Origin of the sequence: Amycolatopsis sp. Hca4 (genome assembly GCF_013364075.1) — a bacterium.
Taxonomy (GTDB): Bacteria; Actinomycetota; Actinomycetes; order Mycobacteriales; family Pseudonocardiaceae; genus Amycolatopsis.
This window is the reverse complement of record NZ_CP054925.1, coordinates 5,549,745-5,566,642: the sequence shown is the minus strand read 5'-3', so window position 1 is coordinate 5,566,642 and position 16,898 is coordinate 5,549,745. Positions and strand designations below refer to the sequence as shown.

General features: G+C 69.2%; 17 protein-coding genes. All 17 read left to right on the top strand.

Features of this window, described 5'->3' with window-relative positions:
• Positions 1–239: 239 nt before the first annotated feature.
• The 17 genes from rplJ to HUT10_RS24285 all read left to right on the top strand — a co-directional run bounded on the left by rplJ (position 240) and on the right by HUT10_RS24285 (position 16,866).
• Positions 240–794: a 50S ribosomal protein L10 gene (gene rplJ / locus HUT10_RS24365; protein WP_176173328.1), complete on the top strand. Its 555-nt coding sequence runs from the start codon at positions 240–242 to the stop codon at positions 792–794.
• Between the two features lie 49 nt (positions 795–843).
• Positions 844–1,230: a 50S ribosomal protein L7/L12 gene (gene rplL, locus HUT10_RS24360; protein WP_176173327.1), complete on the top strand. Its 387-nt coding sequence runs from the start codon at positions 844–846 to the stop codon at positions 1,228–1,230.
• A 392-nt stretch (positions 1,231–1,622) separates the two neighbouring features.
• The gene (locus tag HUT10_RS24355; protein WP_176173326.1) at positions 1,623–2,798 is read left to right on the top strand and encodes an ABC transporter ATP-binding protein; all 1,176 of its coding nucleotides are present in this window, start codon (positions 1,623–1,625) and stop codon (positions 2,796–2,798) included.
• 38 nt (positions 2,799–2,836) lie between these two features.
• Complete coding sequence (locus tag HUT10_RS24350; protein ID WP_003060268.1) at positions 2,837–3,589, top strand: ABC transporter permease; 753 nt, start codon at positions 2,837–2,839, stop codon at positions 3,587–3,589.
• Between the two features lie 4 nt (positions 3,590–3,593).
• The gene (locus tag HUT10_RS24345; protein ID WP_072474798.1) at positions 3,594–4,430 is read left to right on the top strand and encodes an ABC transporter permease; all 837 of its coding nucleotides are present in this window, start codon (positions 3,594–3,596) and stop codon (positions 4,428–4,430) included.
• On the top strand, positions 4,427–5,752 hold the full coding sequence (locus HUT10_RS24340) for an MCE family protein (protein WP_176173325.1): 1,326 nt from the start codon (positions 4,427–4,429) through the stop codon (positions 5,750–5,752). Before HUT10_RS24345 ends, HUT10_RS24340 begins: the two co-directional genes overlap by 4 nt.
• Positions 5,749–6,777 (top strand): MCE family protein, encoded by a 1,029-nt coding sequence (locus tag HUT10_RS24335; protein ID WP_176173324.1) that lies wholly within the window; start codon positions 5,749–5,751, stop codon positions 6,775–6,777. Before HUT10_RS24340 ends, HUT10_RS24335 begins: the two co-directional genes overlap by 4 nt.
• Positions 6,774–7,760 (top strand): MCE family protein, encoded by a 987-nt coding sequence (locus HUT10_RS24330; protein WP_176173323.1) that lies wholly within the window; start codon positions 6,774–6,776, stop codon positions 7,758–7,760. The genes HUT10_RS24335 and HUT10_RS24330 overlap by 4 nt, the downstream gene beginning before the upstream one ends.
• Entirely contained in the window at positions 7,757–8,941 is a 1,185-nt protein-coding gene (locus HUT10_RS24325) for an MCE family protein (RefSeq protein WP_176173322.1), read from the top strand. Before HUT10_RS24330 ends, HUT10_RS24325 begins: the two co-directional genes overlap by 4 nt.
• On the top strand, positions 8,938–10,113 hold the full coding sequence (locus HUT10_RS24320) for an MCE family protein (protein ID WP_176173321.1): 1,176 nt from the start codon (positions 8,938–8,940) through the stop codon (positions 10,111–10,113). The genes HUT10_RS24325 and HUT10_RS24320 overlap by 4 nt, the downstream gene beginning before the upstream one ends.
• Entirely contained in the window at positions 10,113–11,378 is a 1,266-nt protein-coding gene (locus HUT10_RS24315) for an MCE family protein (RefSeq protein ID WP_176173320.1), read from the top strand. The genes HUT10_RS24320 and HUT10_RS24315 overlap by 1 nt, the downstream gene beginning before the upstream one ends.
• Before the next feature lie 36 nt (positions 11,379–11,414).
• On the top strand, positions 11,415–11,990 hold the full coding sequence (locus HUT10_RS24310; RefSeq protein ID WP_176173319.1) for a hypothetical protein: 576 nt from the start codon (positions 11,415–11,417) through the stop codon (positions 11,988–11,990).
• Positions 11,991–12,072: 82 nt separating this feature from the next.
• Positions 12,073–12,999: a hypothetical protein gene (locus HUT10_RS24305; RefSeq protein WP_176177984.1), complete on the top strand. Its 927-nt coding sequence runs from the start codon at positions 12,073–12,075 to the stop codon at positions 12,997–12,999.
• Positions 13,000–13,470: 471 nt separating this feature from the next.
• Positions 13,471–14,463 carry a Gfo/Idh/MocA family protein gene (locus tag HUT10_RS24300; protein WP_176173318.1) on the top strand — a complete coding sequence of 331 codons (993 nt, stop codon included), beginning with the start codon at positions 13,471–13,473 and terminating at the stop codon, positions 14,461–14,463.
• Positions 14,460–15,239, top strand: a complete 780-nt coding sequence (locus HUT10_RS24295; protein WP_176173317.1) for a Gfo/Idh/MocA family protein — start codon at positions 14,460–14,462, stop codon at positions 15,237–15,239. The genes HUT10_RS24300 and HUT10_RS24295 overlap by 4 nt, the downstream gene beginning before the upstream one ends.
• A 203-nt stretch (positions 15,240–15,442) precedes the next feature.
• Complete coding sequence (locus tag HUT10_RS24290) at positions 15,443–15,643, top strand: DUF5988 family protein (RefSeq protein WP_254897010.1); 201 nt, start codon at positions 15,443–15,445, stop codon at positions 15,641–15,643.
• A gap of 32 nt (positions 15,644–15,675) precedes the next feature.
• Complete coding sequence (locus HUT10_RS24285; RefSeq protein ID WP_176173315.1) at positions 15,676–16,866, top strand: cytochrome P450; 1,191 nt, start codon at positions 15,676–15,678, stop codon at positions 16,864–16,866.
• Positions 16,867–16,898: the final 32 nt, after the last annotated feature.

Sequence of the window (16,898 nt, the reverse complement as noted above, 5' to 3'; positions counted from 1 at the left end):
AAGAAAGCCTTGACAACCCACGCTGTATAGTTGACGACGGTTCTACCGAAGACCGCTGGTTTTCCCCGCCCAAACGGGGAACGAAGGTCCCGCATCACGCCGGGCGGCCCGCGCAGGAGGAACGAGGCCGGGCACCCAGTGCCCGATGACGCCCCGCGCCTGCTCTGCGCGTGGGCGTTTCGTCGTCTGAGGGGCTCCTCGAACGCCAGTGGAAACACTAGCCAAGAGAGGAGGCGACCATGGCGAAGCCCGACAAGGTGGCGGCCGTCGCCGAGATCGCGGAGAGCTTCCGCACCAGCTCGGCCACCGTCGTTACCCAGTACACCGGCCTCTCCGTGTCCCAGCTGTCCCAGCTGCGCCGCGCTCTCGGCACCAGTGCCAAGTACCGGGTCGCGAAGAACACCCTGGTCAAGCGGGCGGCCGAGGACGCCGGCATCCAGGGTCTCGAGGACCTGTTCGTCGGCGCGACCGCCATCGCCTTCGTCGAGGGTGAAGCTGTCGACGCCGCCAAGGCGCTTCGCGACTTCGCGAAGGACAACAACGCGCTTGTGATCAAGGGCGGCTACATGGACGGCAAAGCGCTGTCCGTGGACGAGATCAACCGGATCGCCGATCTCGACAGCCGTGAGGTCCTGCTCGCCAAGGCGGCGGGCGCGTTCAAGGCGAAGCTGTCCCAGGCCGCCGCGCTGTTCCAGGCGCCGGCGTCCCAGGTCGCCCGCCTGGCTGCGGCGCTGGAGGAAAAGCAGCGCGAAGCCGCCGGTACCGAAGCAGCCGAAGCACCCGCCGAGAGCTGAACCACCCCCACCCCGAACGTCTCGTTCGTTTTTCTGAGAGGAAGCCATCATGGCGAAGCTGAGCACCGCCGAGCTGATCGACGCCTTCAAGGAGCTCACCCTCCTCGAGCTCTCCGAGTTCGTGAAGGAGTTCGAAGAGGTCTTCGACGTGACCGCCGCCGCGCCGGTCGCCGTTGCCGCCGCCGCCCCGGGTGCCGCCGCTGCCCCGGCCGCCGAGGAGCAGGACGAGTTCGACGTCGTCCTCGAGGGCGCCGGCGACAAGAAGATCCAGGTCATCAAGGTCGTCCGCGAGGTCGTCTCGGGCCTGGGCCTGAAGGAGGCCAAGGAGCTGGTCGAGTCCGCTCCCAAGGCCCTCCTGGAGAAGGTCGACAAGGAGGCCGCCGAGGCCGCCAAGGAGAAGCTCGAGGCCGCGGGCGCCAAGATCACCATCAAGTGATCACGGGCGCGTCAGCGCCTGCGCACCACCTCGTGACGGGGCGGGCATCCACTCGGATGCCCGCCCCGTCCCTTTTGCCCAGCGGCGGCGTCGCCCCCTAGGAACGCTGTCCGAATGGCCCCGGGGCCCCCGAATCGCGGATTCCGGGGTTCCGGAGAACTGCGTAGTTGGCCCGAATGGGCTACCGTGCTGCCCGTTGCCGATCACGGCGGGGTGACGATGGAGCCGGAGCTGGCCAGAAAAGAAAACTGGTGAGTAACCTGTTCGCACTCGGCTCGTTGCACCTGGTTGACGCGGGTTCGTGGGCGCCCGACGGGCCCACATCCGCCGCCGGCGTGGGTGGCAGGGTGTGGCAGCGGGCGCAATGACGCGGAACAGCTCCTGGAGGTGCGATGGGTGCCGAGGTGGTCATCGAAGGCCTGACCAAGTCCTTCGGTAAGCAGGCCATCTGGCGGGACGTCACGTTGACGCTCCCCCCGGGCGAAGTGTCGGCCATGCTCGGCCCGTCGGGGACCGGCAAGTCGGTCTTCCTGAAGTCGATGATCGGGCTGCTCAAGCCCGACCGCGGCCGCTGCGTGATCAACGGTGTCGACATCGTCACCTGTTCCGAGCACAAGCTCTACGAGATCCGGAAGCTCTTCGGCGTCCTGTTCCAGGACGGCGCGCTGTTCGGCTCGATGAACCTCTACGACAACGTCGCCTTCCCGCTGCGCGAGCACACGAAGAAGTCCGAGACGGAAATCCGCCGGATCGTCCTCGAAAAGCTCGACATGACCGGTCTGAACGGCGCCGACAAGAAGCTCCCCGGTGAGATCTCCGGCGGTATGCGCAAGCGCGCCGGCCTGGCCCGCGCCCTGGTGCTCGACCCCGAGATCATCCTGGTCGACGAGCCGGACTCGGGCCTCGACCCGGTCCGCACCACCTACATCTCGCAGCTGTTCCTCGACGTCAACGCGCAGATCGACGCGACGTTCCTGATCGTCACGCACAACATCAACCTGGCCCGCACGGTCCCGGACAACCTCGGCATGCTCTTCCGCAAGGAACTGGTCATGTTCGGCCCGCGCGAGGTGCTGCTGACCAGCGAAGAGCCGGTCGTCAAGCAGTTCCTCAACGGCAAGATGCAGGGCCCGATCGGCATGTCCGAGGAGAAGGACAGCGCCCAGATGGCCGCCGAGCAGGCGATGTTCGACGCCGGCCACCACGCGGGCGGGGTCGAGGACGTCTCCGGCGTGCCGCCGCAGATGCAGCCGACGCCGGGTGTGCCCACCCGGATGGGTGCCGTCCGCCGCAAGGACCGGGTCATGGAGATCATGCACCGGCTGCCGCCCGCCGCGCAGGAGAGCATCATCGAGTCGCTGAGCCCCGAGGAGCAGCGCCACTACGGCGTGCAGCCGCACCGCCGGCAGCCGCAGCAGGTCGGCGTGCGCCCGCAGGGTGACGGCGTCCCCAGCCAGCACCACGGGCAGCTGCCCGCCGACCAGGTGGCCCGGATCCCGGGCGGCGGCCAGCCGCCGAGACCCGGCACGCACCGGATGCCACCGAACAACGGGCCAGGTGGCCGGTGAGCTCTCCCGCAACACAGGCGAAGATCCCCGGGATCGGCATGCTCCGCGAGACCGGGAACCTGTTCGCTCTCGGCCTGGACATCGTCCGCGGCCTGTTCCAGAGGCCCTTCCAGCTGCGGGAGTTCATCCAGCAGTCCTGGTTCATCGCGAGCGTGACCATCCTGCCGACGGCCCTGGTGGCCATCCCGTTCGGCGCGGTCATCTCGCTGCAGTTCGGCTCGCTCGCCCGCCAGCTGGGCGCGCAGTCCTACACCGGCGCGGGCTCTGTGCTCGCCACCGTGCAGCAGGCCAGTCCGCTGGTCACCGCGCTGCTGGTGGCGGGCGCGGGCGGAAGCGCCGTCTGTGCCGACATCGGTGCCCGGACCATCCGCGAAGAGATCGCCGCGATGGAGGTGCTCGGCGTCTCCGCGGTCCAGCGGCTGATCGTGCCGCGCACCCTGGCGATGATGCTGGTCGCGCTGCTGCTCAACGGCATGGTCAGCGTCATCGGCGTGCTCGGCGGCTACTTCTTCAACGTCGTGCTGCAGGGCGGGACGCCGGGTGCGTACCTGGCCAGCTTCTCGGCCCTCGCGCAGCTGCCCGACCTCTGGGTCGGCGAGATCAAGGCGCTGATCTTCGGGTTCATCGCCGCCGTCGTCGCGTCCTACCGGGGCCTGAACCCCTCCGGCGGCCCGAAGGGCGTCGGGGACGCGGTGAACCAGTCGGTGGTCATCACGTTCCTGCTGCTGTTCGTCGTGAACTTCGTGATCACCCTGATCTACCTGCAGATCGTGCCCGGAAAGCTGGACTAGCGCCATGACGTTCCTCCAGGGCGCCAAGCGCGTCGCCAACCGTCCGTTGCAGACGCTGGACACCCTCGGTGACCAGATGTCGTTCTACGGCCGAGCGCTGCTGTGGACGCCGCGGACCATCCGCCGCTACACGAAGGAAGTCCTCCGGCTGCTGGCCGAGGTGAGCTTCGGCTCCGGCTCGCTGGCGGTCATCGGCGGCACGGTCGGCGTGATGGTCGGCCTGACGCTGTTCACCGGTGTCCTCGTCGGCCTCCAGGGCTACTCGGCGCTGAACTCGATCGGGACGTCGGCCTTCACCGGCTTCCTGACCGCGTTCTTCAACACCCGCGAGATCGCGCCGCTGGTCGCCGGGCTCGCGCTGTCCGCGACGGTCGGCGCCGGGTTCACCGCACAGCTGGGCGCGATGCGGATCTCCGAGGAGATCGACGCGCTGGAAGTCATGGGCGTGCCGAGCCTGCCGTACCTGGTGACGACGCGGATCATCGCCGGGTTCGTCGCGGTCATCCCGCTCTACATCATCGGCCTGCTGAGCTCGTACCTCGCGTCGCGGCTGGTCGTCATCTACATCTACGGCCAGTCGGCGGGCACGTATGACCACTACTTCGACCTCTTCCTGCCACCGCAGGACGTGCTCTATTCGTTCATCAAGGTGCTGCTGTTCAGCGTCCTGATCATCCTGTCGCACTGCTACTTCGGGTACCGGGCGACCGGCGGCCCGGCCGGTGTCGGCGTCGCGGTCGGCAAGGCCGTGCGGCTGTCCATCGTCACGGTGTCGATCATGAACTTCTTCATCGGGTTCGCCATCTGGGGAACCGACGTCACGGTAAGGATCGCGGGATGAGGACGCTCCGACGCAGGCTGCTCGGCCTGCTGCTCGTCGCCGTGATGGTCGGCGGGGTGGCGCTGTCCATCGCGCTCTACGACAAGGCGTTCACGCCGGTCGTCACGGTCAAGCTGGAAGCCGACAAGATCGGCAACCAGCTGATCAAGCAGTCCGACGTCAAGGTGCGCGGGCTGATCGTCGGCTCGGTGCAGGACATCGTCGCCACCGACAAGGGTGCCGAGCTGACCCTGGCGCTCCAGCCGGAGTCGGCGAAGCTGATCCCGGAGAACGTCTCGGCGCGGTTCCTGCCCAAGACGCTCTTCGGCGAGCGGTTCGTCTCGCTGGAGATCCCGAAGGACCCGTCGGCGAAGACGCTGAGCAACGGGGACGTCATCCCGCAGGACCGCACGTCGAACGCGGTCGAGCTGGAGCAGGCGTTCTCCCACCTGATGCCGGTGCTGCAGGCGGTGCAGCCGCAGAAGCTGTCGGCCACGCTCACCGCGATCTCGACGGCGCTGTCCGGCCGCGGCGACCAGCTCGGTGACACGCTGTCGCAGCTGGGCAGCTACATCGGCGAGCTGAACCCGCACGAGCCGGAGCTGCAGCACAACCTCAAGGCGCTCGCGGAGTTCTCCGACCACCTCAAGGACGCGGCCCCGGACCTGGTGCAGAGCCTGGACAACCTGAGCACGACGACCCGGACCGTGGTCGACGAGCGGCAGAACCTGAGCAACCTCTACGGCAGCCTCACCCAGGCGTCGGTGGACCTGCAGACGTTCCTGCAGAACAACAAGGACAACATCATCTCCCTCGTCGACACCGCCCGGCCGACGGCCGAGCTGCTGGCGAAGTACGCGCCGGAGTACCCCTGCGTGATCTCCCAGATGGCGAAGAACGTCCCGCTGATCGACCAGGCGCTGGGCAAGGGCACCAACCAGCCCGGCCTGCACGCGACCATCGAGATCATCGTGCCGCGCGCGCCCTACCAGGCCGGCAAGGAAGAGCCGCGGTTCGAGGACAAGCGCGGCCCGCGCTGCTACGACATCAAGGACATCCCGAAGCCGTTCCCGTCCGAGCCGCCGGACGGCGCGTTCAAGGACGGCACGCTGCACCAGGCCGCGCCCAAGAGCGTCGGCGAGGGCCTCAACCCGGCCAAGTTCAAGGCCGACGCGGCCGGCAACGGCGGGTCCGGCGGTGATCTGGCCTACTCAACGGCGGAGCAGGGCTTCCTGGCCGACCTGCTCGGCCCGCAGCTGGGCATGAACGCCGCCGACGTCCCGGGCTGGAGCGCGCTGCTCGTCGGCCCGCTGTACCGGGGTGCGGAGGTGACGGTCAAGTGAGGGGCCTGCTCGCGCCGCTGATCAAGCTCGGCATCTTCGTCGTGGTCACCGTGCTGTTCACCACGATCCTCGGGATCAGCATCGCCAACATCAACACCACCAGCACCAACGCCTACAAGGCCCGCTTCACCGACGCGACGCTGCTGCTGCCCAACGACGACGTCCGCATCGCCGGCGTCCGGGTCGGGCAGGTCAAGGACGTCAAGATCGTCGACAAGCGCCAGGCCGAGGTGGAGTTCGAGGTCGACGCCGGGCGGACGCTGCCGGCCGGGGTGACCGCGCAGATCAAGTTCCGCAACCTGGTCGGCCAGCGGTACGTCTCGCTCGGCGAGGGCGAGAACTCCGGCGGCAAGACGCTGGCCCCCGGCGGCACCATCCCGCTGGAGCGGACCACGCCGGCGCTGGACCTGACCGAGCTGTTCAACGGCTTCAAGCCGCTGTTCACCGCGCTCAACCCGGACGACGTCAACAAGCTGTCCTACGAGGTCATCCAGGTCCTGCAGGGCGAGGGCGGCACCGTGGAGAGCCTGCTGTCGCACACGGCGTCGCTGGCCACCACGATCGCCGACAAGGACCAGGTGATCGGCGAGGTCATCGACAACCTCAACTCGGTGCTCGACACGGTCAACGCGCACACCCCGCAGCTCAACGACCTGATCGTGAAGCTGCAGCAGCTGGTGTCCGGCCTCGCCGCCGACCGCAAGCCGATCGGCGACGCGATCGAGAGCCTCGGCAACCTGGCCCAGACGACGTCCGGGCTGCTCGGCGAGGTCCGCGAGCCGCTGAAGAACGACATCAGCGCGCTCGGCAACCTCACGAGCGCGCTCAACAAGAACGAGCCGGAGCTGGAGCACTTCATCCAGTTCCTGCCGACCAAGGTGAGCACGCTGACCCGCACCGCGGACTACGGCTCCTGGTTCAACTTCTACGCCTGTGAGTTCTCCGGGAGCGTGAGCTTGCCGCCACTGATCAACGACGTCGCCCTGCCCCTGCTGCCGGCGAACCGGGCGAGGTGCTCCGGATGAAGTCCTTCCAGAAGCGCAACCCGGTGCCGATCGCGCTGGTCGGGATCGTCGTGCTGGCCCTCGCCTTCACCGCCGCGCTCAACTCCGACGACCTCCCGCTGATCGGCGGCGGCACCACCTACAGCGCCGAGTTCAGCGAGGCGTCCGGGCTGCAGAAGGACAACGACGTCCGGATCGCCGGCGTCAAGGTCGGCAAGGTCAGCGACATCGAGCTCGACGGCGCCTCGGTGAAGGTGTCGTTCAAGGTCAAGGACGCCTGGCTGGGCGACCGGACCAGCGCCGCGATCAAGATCAAGACCCTGCTCGGGCAGAAGTACCTGTCGCTGGACCCGCAGGGCGAGAACGCGCTGAACCCGGGCACCGGCATCCCGCGGGACCGCACGATGGCGCCCTACGACGTGCTCGACGCCTTCCGCGGGCTCTCCCAGACCGTCGACAACATCGACACCAAGCAGCTGGCCCAGAGCTTCGACACGATCTCGCAGACCTTCGCCAACACCCCGCAGGACGTCCGGGGCGCGCTGTCCGGGCTGTCCAAGCTGTCGGACACGATCGCCTCGCGCGACCAGCAGCTGTCGAACCTGCTGGCCAACACCCGCGAGGTGTCGCAGACGCTGGTCGACCGGGACGCCGAGGTGCAGAAGCTGCTCGACGACGGCAACGACCTGCTCGGCGAGCTGGCCAAGCGCGAGGACGCGATCACCGCCCTGCTCAACGGCTCCCGTGAGCTGGCCACCCAGCTGCAGGGCCTGATCGACGACAACGACAAGCAACTCGACCCGGTGCTGACCCAGCTCGACCAGCTGACGTCGATGCTGCAGCGCAACCAGGACTCGCTGGCCGAGGGCCTCAAGAAGTTCGCGCCCTTCATCCGCGTGTTCACCAACACCATCGGCAACGGCCGCTGGTTCGACAACTACATCTGCGGCCTGCTGCTGCCGTCGATGGGCCCGATCAACGAAGAGGGGTGCTACACGAAATGAGTGACACCCGCTTCGGGCAGGCCCTGACCAGGGGCTTCACCATCGCGATCGTGCTCGCGCTCGTCGTCGCCGGCGGGATCTGGTGGACCCTCAAGGACGCCGGCCGCAACCACCTGACCGCGTACTTCGCCGGCGCCGTCGGCCTGTACGAAGGCAACAGCGTGCGGATGCTCGGCGTCGACATGGGCACGGTCACCAAGATCCAGCCCATGGGCGACCGGGTGAAGGTCGACTTCGAGTACGACCGCTCGGTCGCCGTCCCGGCCGACGCCAAGGCGCTCATCGTGGCGCCGTCGCTGGTGTCCGACCGGTACGTCCAGCTTGCCCCGGCCTACACCGGCGGCCCGCGGATCTCCGATGGCGCGGTGATCGGCCTCGACCGCACCGAGGTGCCCCTCGAGGTCGACCAGCTGGCGGCCAGCCTGGCCCGGGTCAGCGAGACCCTCGGCCCGAACGGCGCCAACAAGAACGGCTCGCTGTCGAACCTGCTGAACACCGCGGCGGCCAACGTCGACGGCAACGGCCAGGCCCTGCACGACACGATCACCAAGCTCGGCCAGGCGGCCGGGACGCTGGCCGGCAACAAGGACGACCTGTTCTCCACGGTGGAGAACCTCGGCAAGTTCTCGCAGACGCTGGCCGACTCCGACAAGCAGGTCCGCACCTTCGAAAGCAGGCTCGCCGACGTCAGCGGCTACCTGGCGTCCGAAAAGGACAACCTGGCCGCGACCGTGCAGCAGCTGGGCACCACGCTCACCGCGGTCCAGTCGTTCATCGACGCCAACCACGACCGGCTCAAGTCCAATGTGGACAAGCTGGCCGGCATCACCAAGGTGCTCGTCGACCAGCGCAGCTCGCTCGCCGAGATCCTCGACGTCGCCCCGGTCGGCCTGAGCAACCTGGTCAACACCTACAACGGTGCGTCCGGCACGCTCGACGCCCGGCCGAACCTCAACGAGCTCACCCAGCCGCCGCTGGTGATGATCTGCCGCCTGCTCAAGCAGGTCGGCACCAACAGCATCCCCGACGTGCTCGGCAACGCCTGCGAGAGCATCGCCGGCGTGGTCGACAAGGTGATCCCGCTGCCGTCCGTGGCGCAGACCGTGCAGGCCCTGCAGTCCGGTCAGCTGCCGCCGCTGCCGCTGCCCATCGCCGGGCAGCTCTACGGAGGTGGCCAGTGAAGAAGGTCTTGACCATCGGGGCCTTGGCCACGGCGTCCGCCCTGGTCCTCTCCGGGTGCGCCTTCAAGGGCATCTACGACCTGCCGCTGCCCGGCGGCGCCGACCTCGGCGACCACCCGTACACGGTGAACGTCGAGTTCCGGGACGTGCTCGACCTGACCCCGCAGGCCGGGGTGAAGGTCAACGAGGTGCCGATCGGCCGGGTCGAGAACGTCGGCCTCACCAAGGACGGCTGGCATGCGCTGGTCACGCTCAAGGTGAACGGCGACGTCAAGCTGCCTGCCAACGCGATCGCCAACGTCAAGCAGTCCAGCCTGCTCGGCGAGAAGTACGTCGAGCTGGCTTCGCCCGGCGACGACCAGGCCCACGGCAAGCTCACCGACAACGCGACCATCCCGCTGGCCCGCACGAACCGCAGCGTCGAGGTCGAGGAGCTGCTCGGCGCGCTGTCCCTGCTGCTCAACGGCGGTGGCGTCGACCAGCTCAACACCATCACCAAGGAACTCAACAAGGCCACCTCCGGCCGCGAACCGGACATCAAGGCGCTGCTGGACAACGCGAACCAGCTGGTGACGAACCTCGACCGGCAGTCGCAGAACATCACCCGCGCCATCGACGGGCTGAACCGGCTCTCCTCGACCCTCAACGACCAGAAGGACAAGCTGGTCGGCGCGGTCGACAACCTCGGGCCCGGGCTTGGCGTGCTGGAGCAGCAGCGCGGCCAGCTGGTCACCATGCTGCAGGCGCTGGACAACCTCTCCGGCGTCGCCACCGACACGGTGAACAAGTCGCAGAAGGACCTCGTGGCCGACCTCAAGGCGCTGACGCCGACGCTGCAGAAGCTCGGTGAGGCGGGCAACGACCTGCCGAAGGCCCTGGAGATCCTGCTGACGTTCCCGTTCAGCGACCAGGCCGTCAACGGCGTCAAGGGCGACTACTTCAACCTGTTCGCGAAGGTGGACCTGAACCTGAAGACCATCGTCGAGAACCTGGGCAACAGCAGGCAGAACGCGCTGTCCGGCCAGCTGCCGCTGGCCGGCCTGACCGGCGGGGTGCAGGGCACGCCCGCCAACCAGCCGCCGCCGCTGCCGATCCCCGGCGCCGGCACGCAGTCCGGCCAGTCCAAGCCGGGCCTGGGCAACCTCTTCGGGCTGCTGGGAGGTGCGGGCTGATGCTGATCCGCCGGACGAAGATCCAGCTGATCGCCTTCGTGGTGATCTCCGTCGTCGCGATCGTCTACGCGCTGATCCGGTTCGCCGGGCTCGGCACCGTGTTCGGGAACAGCGGCTACACGGTCAAGCTGCAGCTCAACGAATCGGGCGGCATCTTCACCAACGCCGAAGTCACCTACCGCGGCTTCAACATCGGCCGGGTCGGCGAGATGCGGCTGACCCCGACCGGGCTCGAAGCCGACCTGAACATCGACCCGTCGGCGCCGAAGGTGCCCGCGGACCTCGACGCCGTCGTCGCCAACCGGTCGGCGGTCGGCGAGCAGTACGTCGACCTGCGGCCCAAGGCCGACCAGGGCCCGTACCTCGCGGGCGGCTCGGTGATCCCGGCGACCAAGACGACCACCCCGGTCAGCACCGACCGGCTGATCGGCGACCTCGACTCGCTCGCCGCGTCGGTCCCGGTCGACTCGCTGCGCACGGTCGTCGACGAGTCCTACGACGCCTTCCGCGGTACCGGCGGCGACCTGCAGAAGCTGCTCGACACCGCGCGCAGCTTCACCACGACCGCGCAGCAGTACCTGCCGCAGACGATCCAGCTGCTGGACGCCGGCGGCCAGGTGCTCGACACGCAGAACGCCGAAGCCGCGAACTTCGCCTCGTTCAGCAAGAGCCTCAACGAGCTCACCGGCACGCTGAAGAACTCCGACGGCGACCTGCGCAAGCTCATCGGCATCACGCCGCAGGTGGCCGCGCAGGTCAGCCAGGTGCTGCAGGAGTCCGGCCCCGGCCTCGGCGCGCTGACGGCGAACCTGCTCACCACGGCCAACCTGACCGTGACCCGCCTCGACGGGATCGAGCAGGGGCTCGTGACGTACCCGGCGCTGGCCGGCGCGGCGAGCAGCGTGGCCCCCGGCGACGGCACCGCGCACCTCGGCCTGGTGCTCAACCTGTTCAACCCGCCGTCGTGCACCAAGGGGTACCTGCCGTACTCGCAGTACCGGACCGGGAACGACCTCTCGGCGAAGCCGGCGAAGGAAGACGCGTACTGTGCCGAACCGAAGGGCAGCCCGATCAACGTCCGCGGCTCGCAGAACGCGCCGTACGGCGGGGTGCCGGTCGCGCCGTCGGACAGCGACGTCGCGGCCAACAAGAACCGGCCGGCCGAAGAGCTGGCCGAGGAGCGGGACACCCGGGGCGTTCCGGGCATCGTCGGCAGCCCCGGCGTCAGCCTGAACAGCCTGGGCTCGCTGCTCGGCCTGTCCTGACGTGGATTTGATGACCGTTACCTACCCTGGAGTGTCATGAGCACGGACGAGCCGGCCGCCACGACGGTCGAGGAGGAGTCCTCGGCGAAGCCGTCGAAGGACCCTTCGCGGATCCTGGTGCTCGGCGCCGGGGCGCTGGCGCTGGCCGCCCTGATCGCGGCGGCGATCTTCGGTGTCCAGTGGTGGGTGGCCGAGAACGACGACAACGCCGCACTGGCGGCCTCGCGCGAGGCCGTCGTCAAGGCGGGGACGAACGCGCTCAAGGCCTACACCGAGGTCGACTACACCGACCTCGACGGCTTCTTCGCCCGGCAGAAAGCCGTGTCGGACGACAAGATGGCGCAGCAGATCGACCAGTCGGCGCCGACGTTCCGCAAAGCGCTCTCCGACGCCAAGACGAAGGTCACCACCGACGTCCAGGACATCGCCGTCGAGGAGCTCGACGACCACGAAGGCAAGGCCAGCTTCCTCGCCGCCATCGCCACCACCGTCACCCAGGGGGACAAGAGCAGCGCGAAGCCGCTGCGCCTCGAAGTGTCGATGACCCGGGTGGGCGATGACTGGAAGCTGTCCGGCATCGACAGCGTCCCGCTCGTCGCGGCCGGCCAATAGCGTCACCCAGAAGGAGCCTGCAGTGCCCCCCTCCCGCCGCCAGCCGCCGCGCAGCACCCCGACGCCGTCGCGGCGTCCCCGCGTGGCCGGGCTGCGCAAGCCTTCGACGGACGAGTCCGCGGCCGAGCGGACCGGTCAGCTGCCCGCCAAGCCGCGGCCGCGTCCTCGTCCGGAGCCCCGCCCGGTCGAGTCGGCCAGTGGGCAGCTGGACACGTCACCGGCCGAGGACACGCAGGTGTTCGCGGCGGTCGAACCCGCGGTCGAGGAGGAGCCGCAGGTCGACGCCCTGACGGGCGAGCCGTCGGTGGAGGAGGAAGCTCCGCCGCGGCCGACGCCGCGCCGGAAGCAGCGGGACACCGGGATCGCGAAGCCGACCGAGGAAGCCGAAGTCGTCGCTTCGGAAGCGGAGCCGGCGAAGCCCGCGGGCTCGAAGGTGCCGAGGCCGTACCTGGTGGCCGGCGCGCTGGTGCTGGTCGCGCTGATCCTGGGCGGCCTGGCGTTCTGGTTCAAGTCCGAAGAGGTCAAGGTCTCCTCGGCGACGAGCAACACCGCGCTGCTGGACGTCGCGCGGACCGCGCAGGTCAAGGACGCCGTCTCGAAGGCGGCCGAAGCGCTGTTCTCCTACGACTTCAACAACATCAAGAAGACCGAGGACGCGGCGAACGACCTGCTGGCCAACGACGACGTCAAGGCCAAGTACAACTCGCTGATGGGCGAGGTGAAGCGGCTGGCGCCGGCCCAGAAGATGATCGTGACGTGCAAGGTGACCCGCGCGGCGGTGATCATGCTCAACGGCGACCTGGCGAAGGTGATGGTCTTCGTCGACCAGACCTCGACCCGCACGGACACGAAGAAGACGACCGCGGGCACCGCCCAGCTCCACCTGAACGCCCAGCTGCAGGGCGACAAGTGGAAGATCACCGACATGGACACCTACAACGCCCCGAAGGTCCCGGCGGCGTCGCAGGCCCCCGCGTCGGCACCGGCTTCCCCGTCGCCGTCGAAGTAGCCGGTTCGGCCGGCCGGATCGGACGCGCGGCCCGAACCGGCCGGAAGTCAGCTCGTGCGGAGAGCGAACCCGCGCCTTGCGGGCCTGCCCGGCGATCTTCCGGTCCGGGCGTTTCGCTGCGGCGATCGCACCGACGACGGCCGCTTTGCCGCCGGCAGAGCCAGTCCGGCGAGCACCACTCCGACCTCGTGCAGGGCGGCAAGACGCCTTCGCCGCGAACGGTCCGGGCGGCGGCCAACCGCACCCCTTACCAAGCCTGCCGCTCCGGCCCAGCGGGGCAGGAGGGTGAATCCGGTTTCGGCGTGCCGTCCAGCTCGCCGACGCACCACCGCCGAAGGTCGGCCGGGACGGCAGTTCCACGGGCGGCAGGGCGGGGAGTTCGCAGTCCTCACACATCGCTGCCGGTGTGGCAGGCCGAACTACCCACGTTGGTAATGGCTCGCACCGGGCGGTGTGGGCGAGTCTCGGTACGTGAAGACATCGCGGCCGCTCGAGGTGGCTCTCATCGGTGCGGGGCTGATCGCCCGGCTGCACCTGGAAGCGTGGCTGGGCGCCGGCGCTGTCGTGCGGGTGTACTCCGACGACGGGCGGGGCGTCGAGCTGGCGCGGGAGTTCGGCGCGAAGGCCGCCGGCTCCCTGGAAGAGGCGCTCGACGGCGCTGATGCGGTCGACATCTGCACGCCGACCGCGAGCCACCACCAGATCGCCATGACGGCCATCGGCGCCGGTGTCGGTGTCGTGTGCGAGAAGCCGCTCGCGGCCAGTGCCGAAGAGGCCGAAGAGATCGTCGCCGCCGCCGAACAGGCGGGCGTGCGGCTCTACGCCGCCCACGACGTCCGGTTCGCCCCGCCCTACGCGCGCCTGCACGAGCTCGTTGCGAGCGGGAAGCTGGGCGAGGGCGCGATCGGCCGGTTCTCCTTCTCCGCCTACCACCCGCGGCCCTGGACCGGGCACGCCTCCGCCCGCTCGGGCGGCATCCTCACCGACCAGCTGCTGCACGGCGCCGACCTCGCGCACTGGGTCTTCGGGGACGTCGTCCGCGTGCACGCCGCCTACCAGGGCGACATCGCCACCCCGGCCCCCGAGGGGGCCGTCGCCACCGGGACCGCCGTGCTCACCCACGCCAGCGGCGCCATCAGCCAGGTCGTGAGCCGGTGGACGGCGACGCCGCGGCCGCCCGTGCGGGTGGCCTTCCACGTGTCGGGGACCGGCGGGACGGTGAGCTACGACTCCGAGTGGCCCCAGGAGGTCCGGGTGGTCGACGGCCTGGCCGAAAACTTCGGGTACGGCGGGCCTTCGGTGTTCGCCACTGAGATGCGGGAGTTCGCCACGGCGTTCGCGGGCGGCCCCGAACCGCGGATCGGGGCGAAGGACGCGCTGGCCGCCGTGCGGATCATCCACGCCGCCGCCGAGTCCGCGTGGACCGGGCGGGCCGTCGAACTGCCGGTGAGAGGAGCAGCGTGAAGGTCGCCATCCTGTCGTCCACGCCCGAGAGGTACGCCCGGGCGTTGCGCGGCCTGCCGGACGTCGAAATCGTGGCCACGGCGGGCTGGGACGCGTTCGAGCCGGTCCGGCAGGCGGCCGAGGCCGGGGCGCGGGTGCTGTGCGAATACCCGCCCGCGGCCAAGGAAGCCGACCTGGAGGCCGTGGTGGCCGCCGGCGGTGACCGGCTCACCTTCGCGTCCCCGGCCTGCCACGGCGAGGCGTTCGCGGTGGTGCGCAACGGAATCGCCGACGGCGGCATCGGGGAGCTCACGACGGTCCTCGGCTCGCTGACCACCAAAGCGGACGCCGTGCTGGGTGCCGCCGCGCCGTACCTGCTGGACCTGGCGGACGCCGTCCTCGGGGGCGAGCCCGCGCAGCAGGTGTACGCCCAGACCAACACCGTCCTCAATGGACGGCACGCGGAAAGCGCGGCGGTGCTGACCGTCCGGTACCGCAGCGGGCGGGTCGCATCGTTCGACTGCCGCCGCAGCGCGTCGGGAACGGGCCGTCCGGCCGTCACCTTCGTCGGGGACAAGGGGAGCGTGCAGTACGACGCCGGGCCGCGGCTGCTCGACGGCGACCGGGGCGAACTGGGCGGCGAAGACCTGGATGCGTTGCTGCTCAACGACTTCCTCGCGGACGGCGCCGGGCCCGGTCCCGACGGCCGGGCCGCGCTGCGGACGTTCCGGATCGTCCAGGCGGCCTACGAATCGGCGCACACCGGCCAGCCCGTGGACCTGCCTCCCGAACCCTGACGGACGCCGGACCGAAGGGGCTTTCTCCTGTGCCACAGGGGAAAGCCCCTTTTTCGTGTGGCCCGTGTGTGGTGCTCCAGGGCCCTACCAGAGTGAGGGATGTCGCTTTCCGGTGGCTCGCCTAGCCTGAATCGAGAACGAAAAGACTGTTCTGCGCTGGGAGATCCCCGAAACAGGTGGAGGCCGCGATGAGTGTTACGCAGGTGAAAATCGCGTTGGACGGCGGGCCGGCCGAACTGGCTTCGGCGCACCGGAGTGTCGACGCTTCCGCGCTGGAGAACACGCTCAAGATCCGCCACGGGGCCGGGTACGAGCACTTCGTGCACGGCGGCGAGTTCCAGGCCGTCGACGGCTGCGACATCGCGGTCTTCCGCTGGTCGCACCGCACGAAGATCGCCGAATAAGAAACGCCGGAGCTCCCACGGGAAAGGTTTCCATGACCGACGCAATTTCGTTCGAGGTGCCGTGGGATCGGACCGACAAGTTCGACCCGCCCGCGGTGTTCGACTCTCTGCGCGAAGAGCGGCCGCTCGCGAAGATGGTTTACCCGGATGGGCACGTCGGCTGGATCGTCTCCAGCTACGAGCTGGTCCGCGAGGTGCTCAGCGACCCGCGGTTCAGCCACAGCTGCGAGGTCGGCCACTTCCCGGTGACCCACCAGGGCCAGGTCATCCCGACCCACCCGCTGATCCCCGGCATGTTCATCCACATGGACCCGCCCGAGCACACCCGCTACCGCAAGCTGCTGACCGGTGAGTTCACCGTCCGCCGCACCAGCAGGCTGATCCCGCGCGTCGAGGCCGTGGCCGCCGAGCAGATCGAGGTCATGCGGGCCAAGGGTGCCCCGGCCGACATCGTGCTGGACTTCGCCAAGCCGCTGGTCCTGCGGATGCTGGGTGAGCTCGTCGGCCTGCCCTACGAGGAACGCGACCGGTACGTGCCCGCGGTGACCCTCCTGCACGACGCGGAAGCCGACCCGGCCGAGGCCGCGGCGGCCTACGAGGTGGCCGGGAAGTTCTTCGACGAGGTCATCGAGCGGCGGCGGCAGCAGCCCGCGGACGACCTGATCAGCTCGCTGGTCGGCGAGGACCTGACCCAGGAGGAGCTGCGCAACATCGTCACCCTGCTGCTGTTCGCGGGGTACGAGACCACCGAAGGCGCGCTGGCCACCGGCGTCTTCGCGCTGCTGCACCACACCGACCAGCTGGCGAAGCTGCGGGCGGAGCCGGCGAAGCTCGACGCCGCCATCGAGGAGCTGCTGCGCTACCTGACCGTCAACCAGTACCACACCTACCGCACCGCGCTGGAGGACCTGAAGCTCGACGGCGAGCTGGTCAAGAAGGGCGACACGGTGACGGTGTCGCTGCCCGCGGCCAACCGCGACCCGGAGAAGTTCGGCTGCCCGGCCGAGCTGGACATCGACCGAGACACCTCCGGTCACGTCGCCTTCGGGTTCGGCATCCACCAGTGCCTCGGCCAGAACCTGGCGCGCATCGAGCTGCGCGCGGGCTTCACGGCGCTCCTGCGCGCCTTCCCCGGCCTGCGGCTGGCCGTCCCGGCCGACGAGGTGCCGTTGCGGCTGAAGGGTTCCGTCTTCTCGGTGAAGAAGCTCCCCGTCTCCTGGTGAGCGGTTCTTCCCCCCGAACACCCGAAAGGATC

Bases quoted from the DNA above. Each gene is read 5' to 3' on its own strand.
- rplJ (WP_176173328.1), top strand. From the start codon at position 240: ATGGCGAAGCCCGACAAGGTGGCGGCCGTCGCCGAGATCGCGGAGAGC.
- HUT10_RS24345 (WP_072474798.1), top strand. From the start codon at position 3,594: ATGACGTTCCTCCAGGGCGCCAAGCGCGTCGCCAACCGTCCGTTGCAG.
- HUT10_RS24340 (WP_176173325.1), top strand. From the start codon at position 4,427: ATGAGGACGCTCCGACGCAGGCTGCTCGGCCTGCTGCTCGTCGCCGTG.
- HUT10_RS24315 (WP_176173320.1), top strand. From the start codon at position 10,113: ATGCTGATCCGCCGGACGAAGATCCAGCTGATCGCCTTCGTGGTGATC.
- HUT10_RS24355 (WP_176173326.1), top strand. From the start codon at position 1,623: ATGGGTGCCGAGGTGGTCATCGAAGGCCTGACCAAGTCCTTCGGTAAG.
- HUT10_RS24285 (WP_176173315.1), top strand. From the start codon at position 15,676: ATGACCGACGCAATTTCGTTCGAGGTGCCGTGGGATCGGACCGACAAG.
- HUT10_RS24325 (WP_176173322.1), top strand. From the start codon at position 7,757: ATGAGTGACACCCGCTTCGGGCAGGCCCTGACCAGGGGCTTCACCATC.
- HUT10_RS24330 (WP_176173323.1), top strand. From the start codon at position 6,774: ATGAAGTCCTTCCAGAAGCGCAACCCGGTGCCGATCGCGCTGGTCGGG.
- HUT10_RS24310 (WP_176173319.1), top strand. From the start codon at position 11,415: ATGAGCACGGACGAGCCGGCCGCCACGACGGTCGAGGAGGAGTCCTCG.
- HUT10_RS24350 (WP_003060268.1), top strand. From the start codon at position 2,837: ATGCTCCGCGAGACCGGGAACCTGTTCGCTCTCGGCCTGGACATCGTC.
- rplL (WP_176173327.1), top strand. From the start codon at position 844: ATGGCGAAGCTGAGCACCGCCGAGCTGATCGACGCCTTCAAGGAGCTC.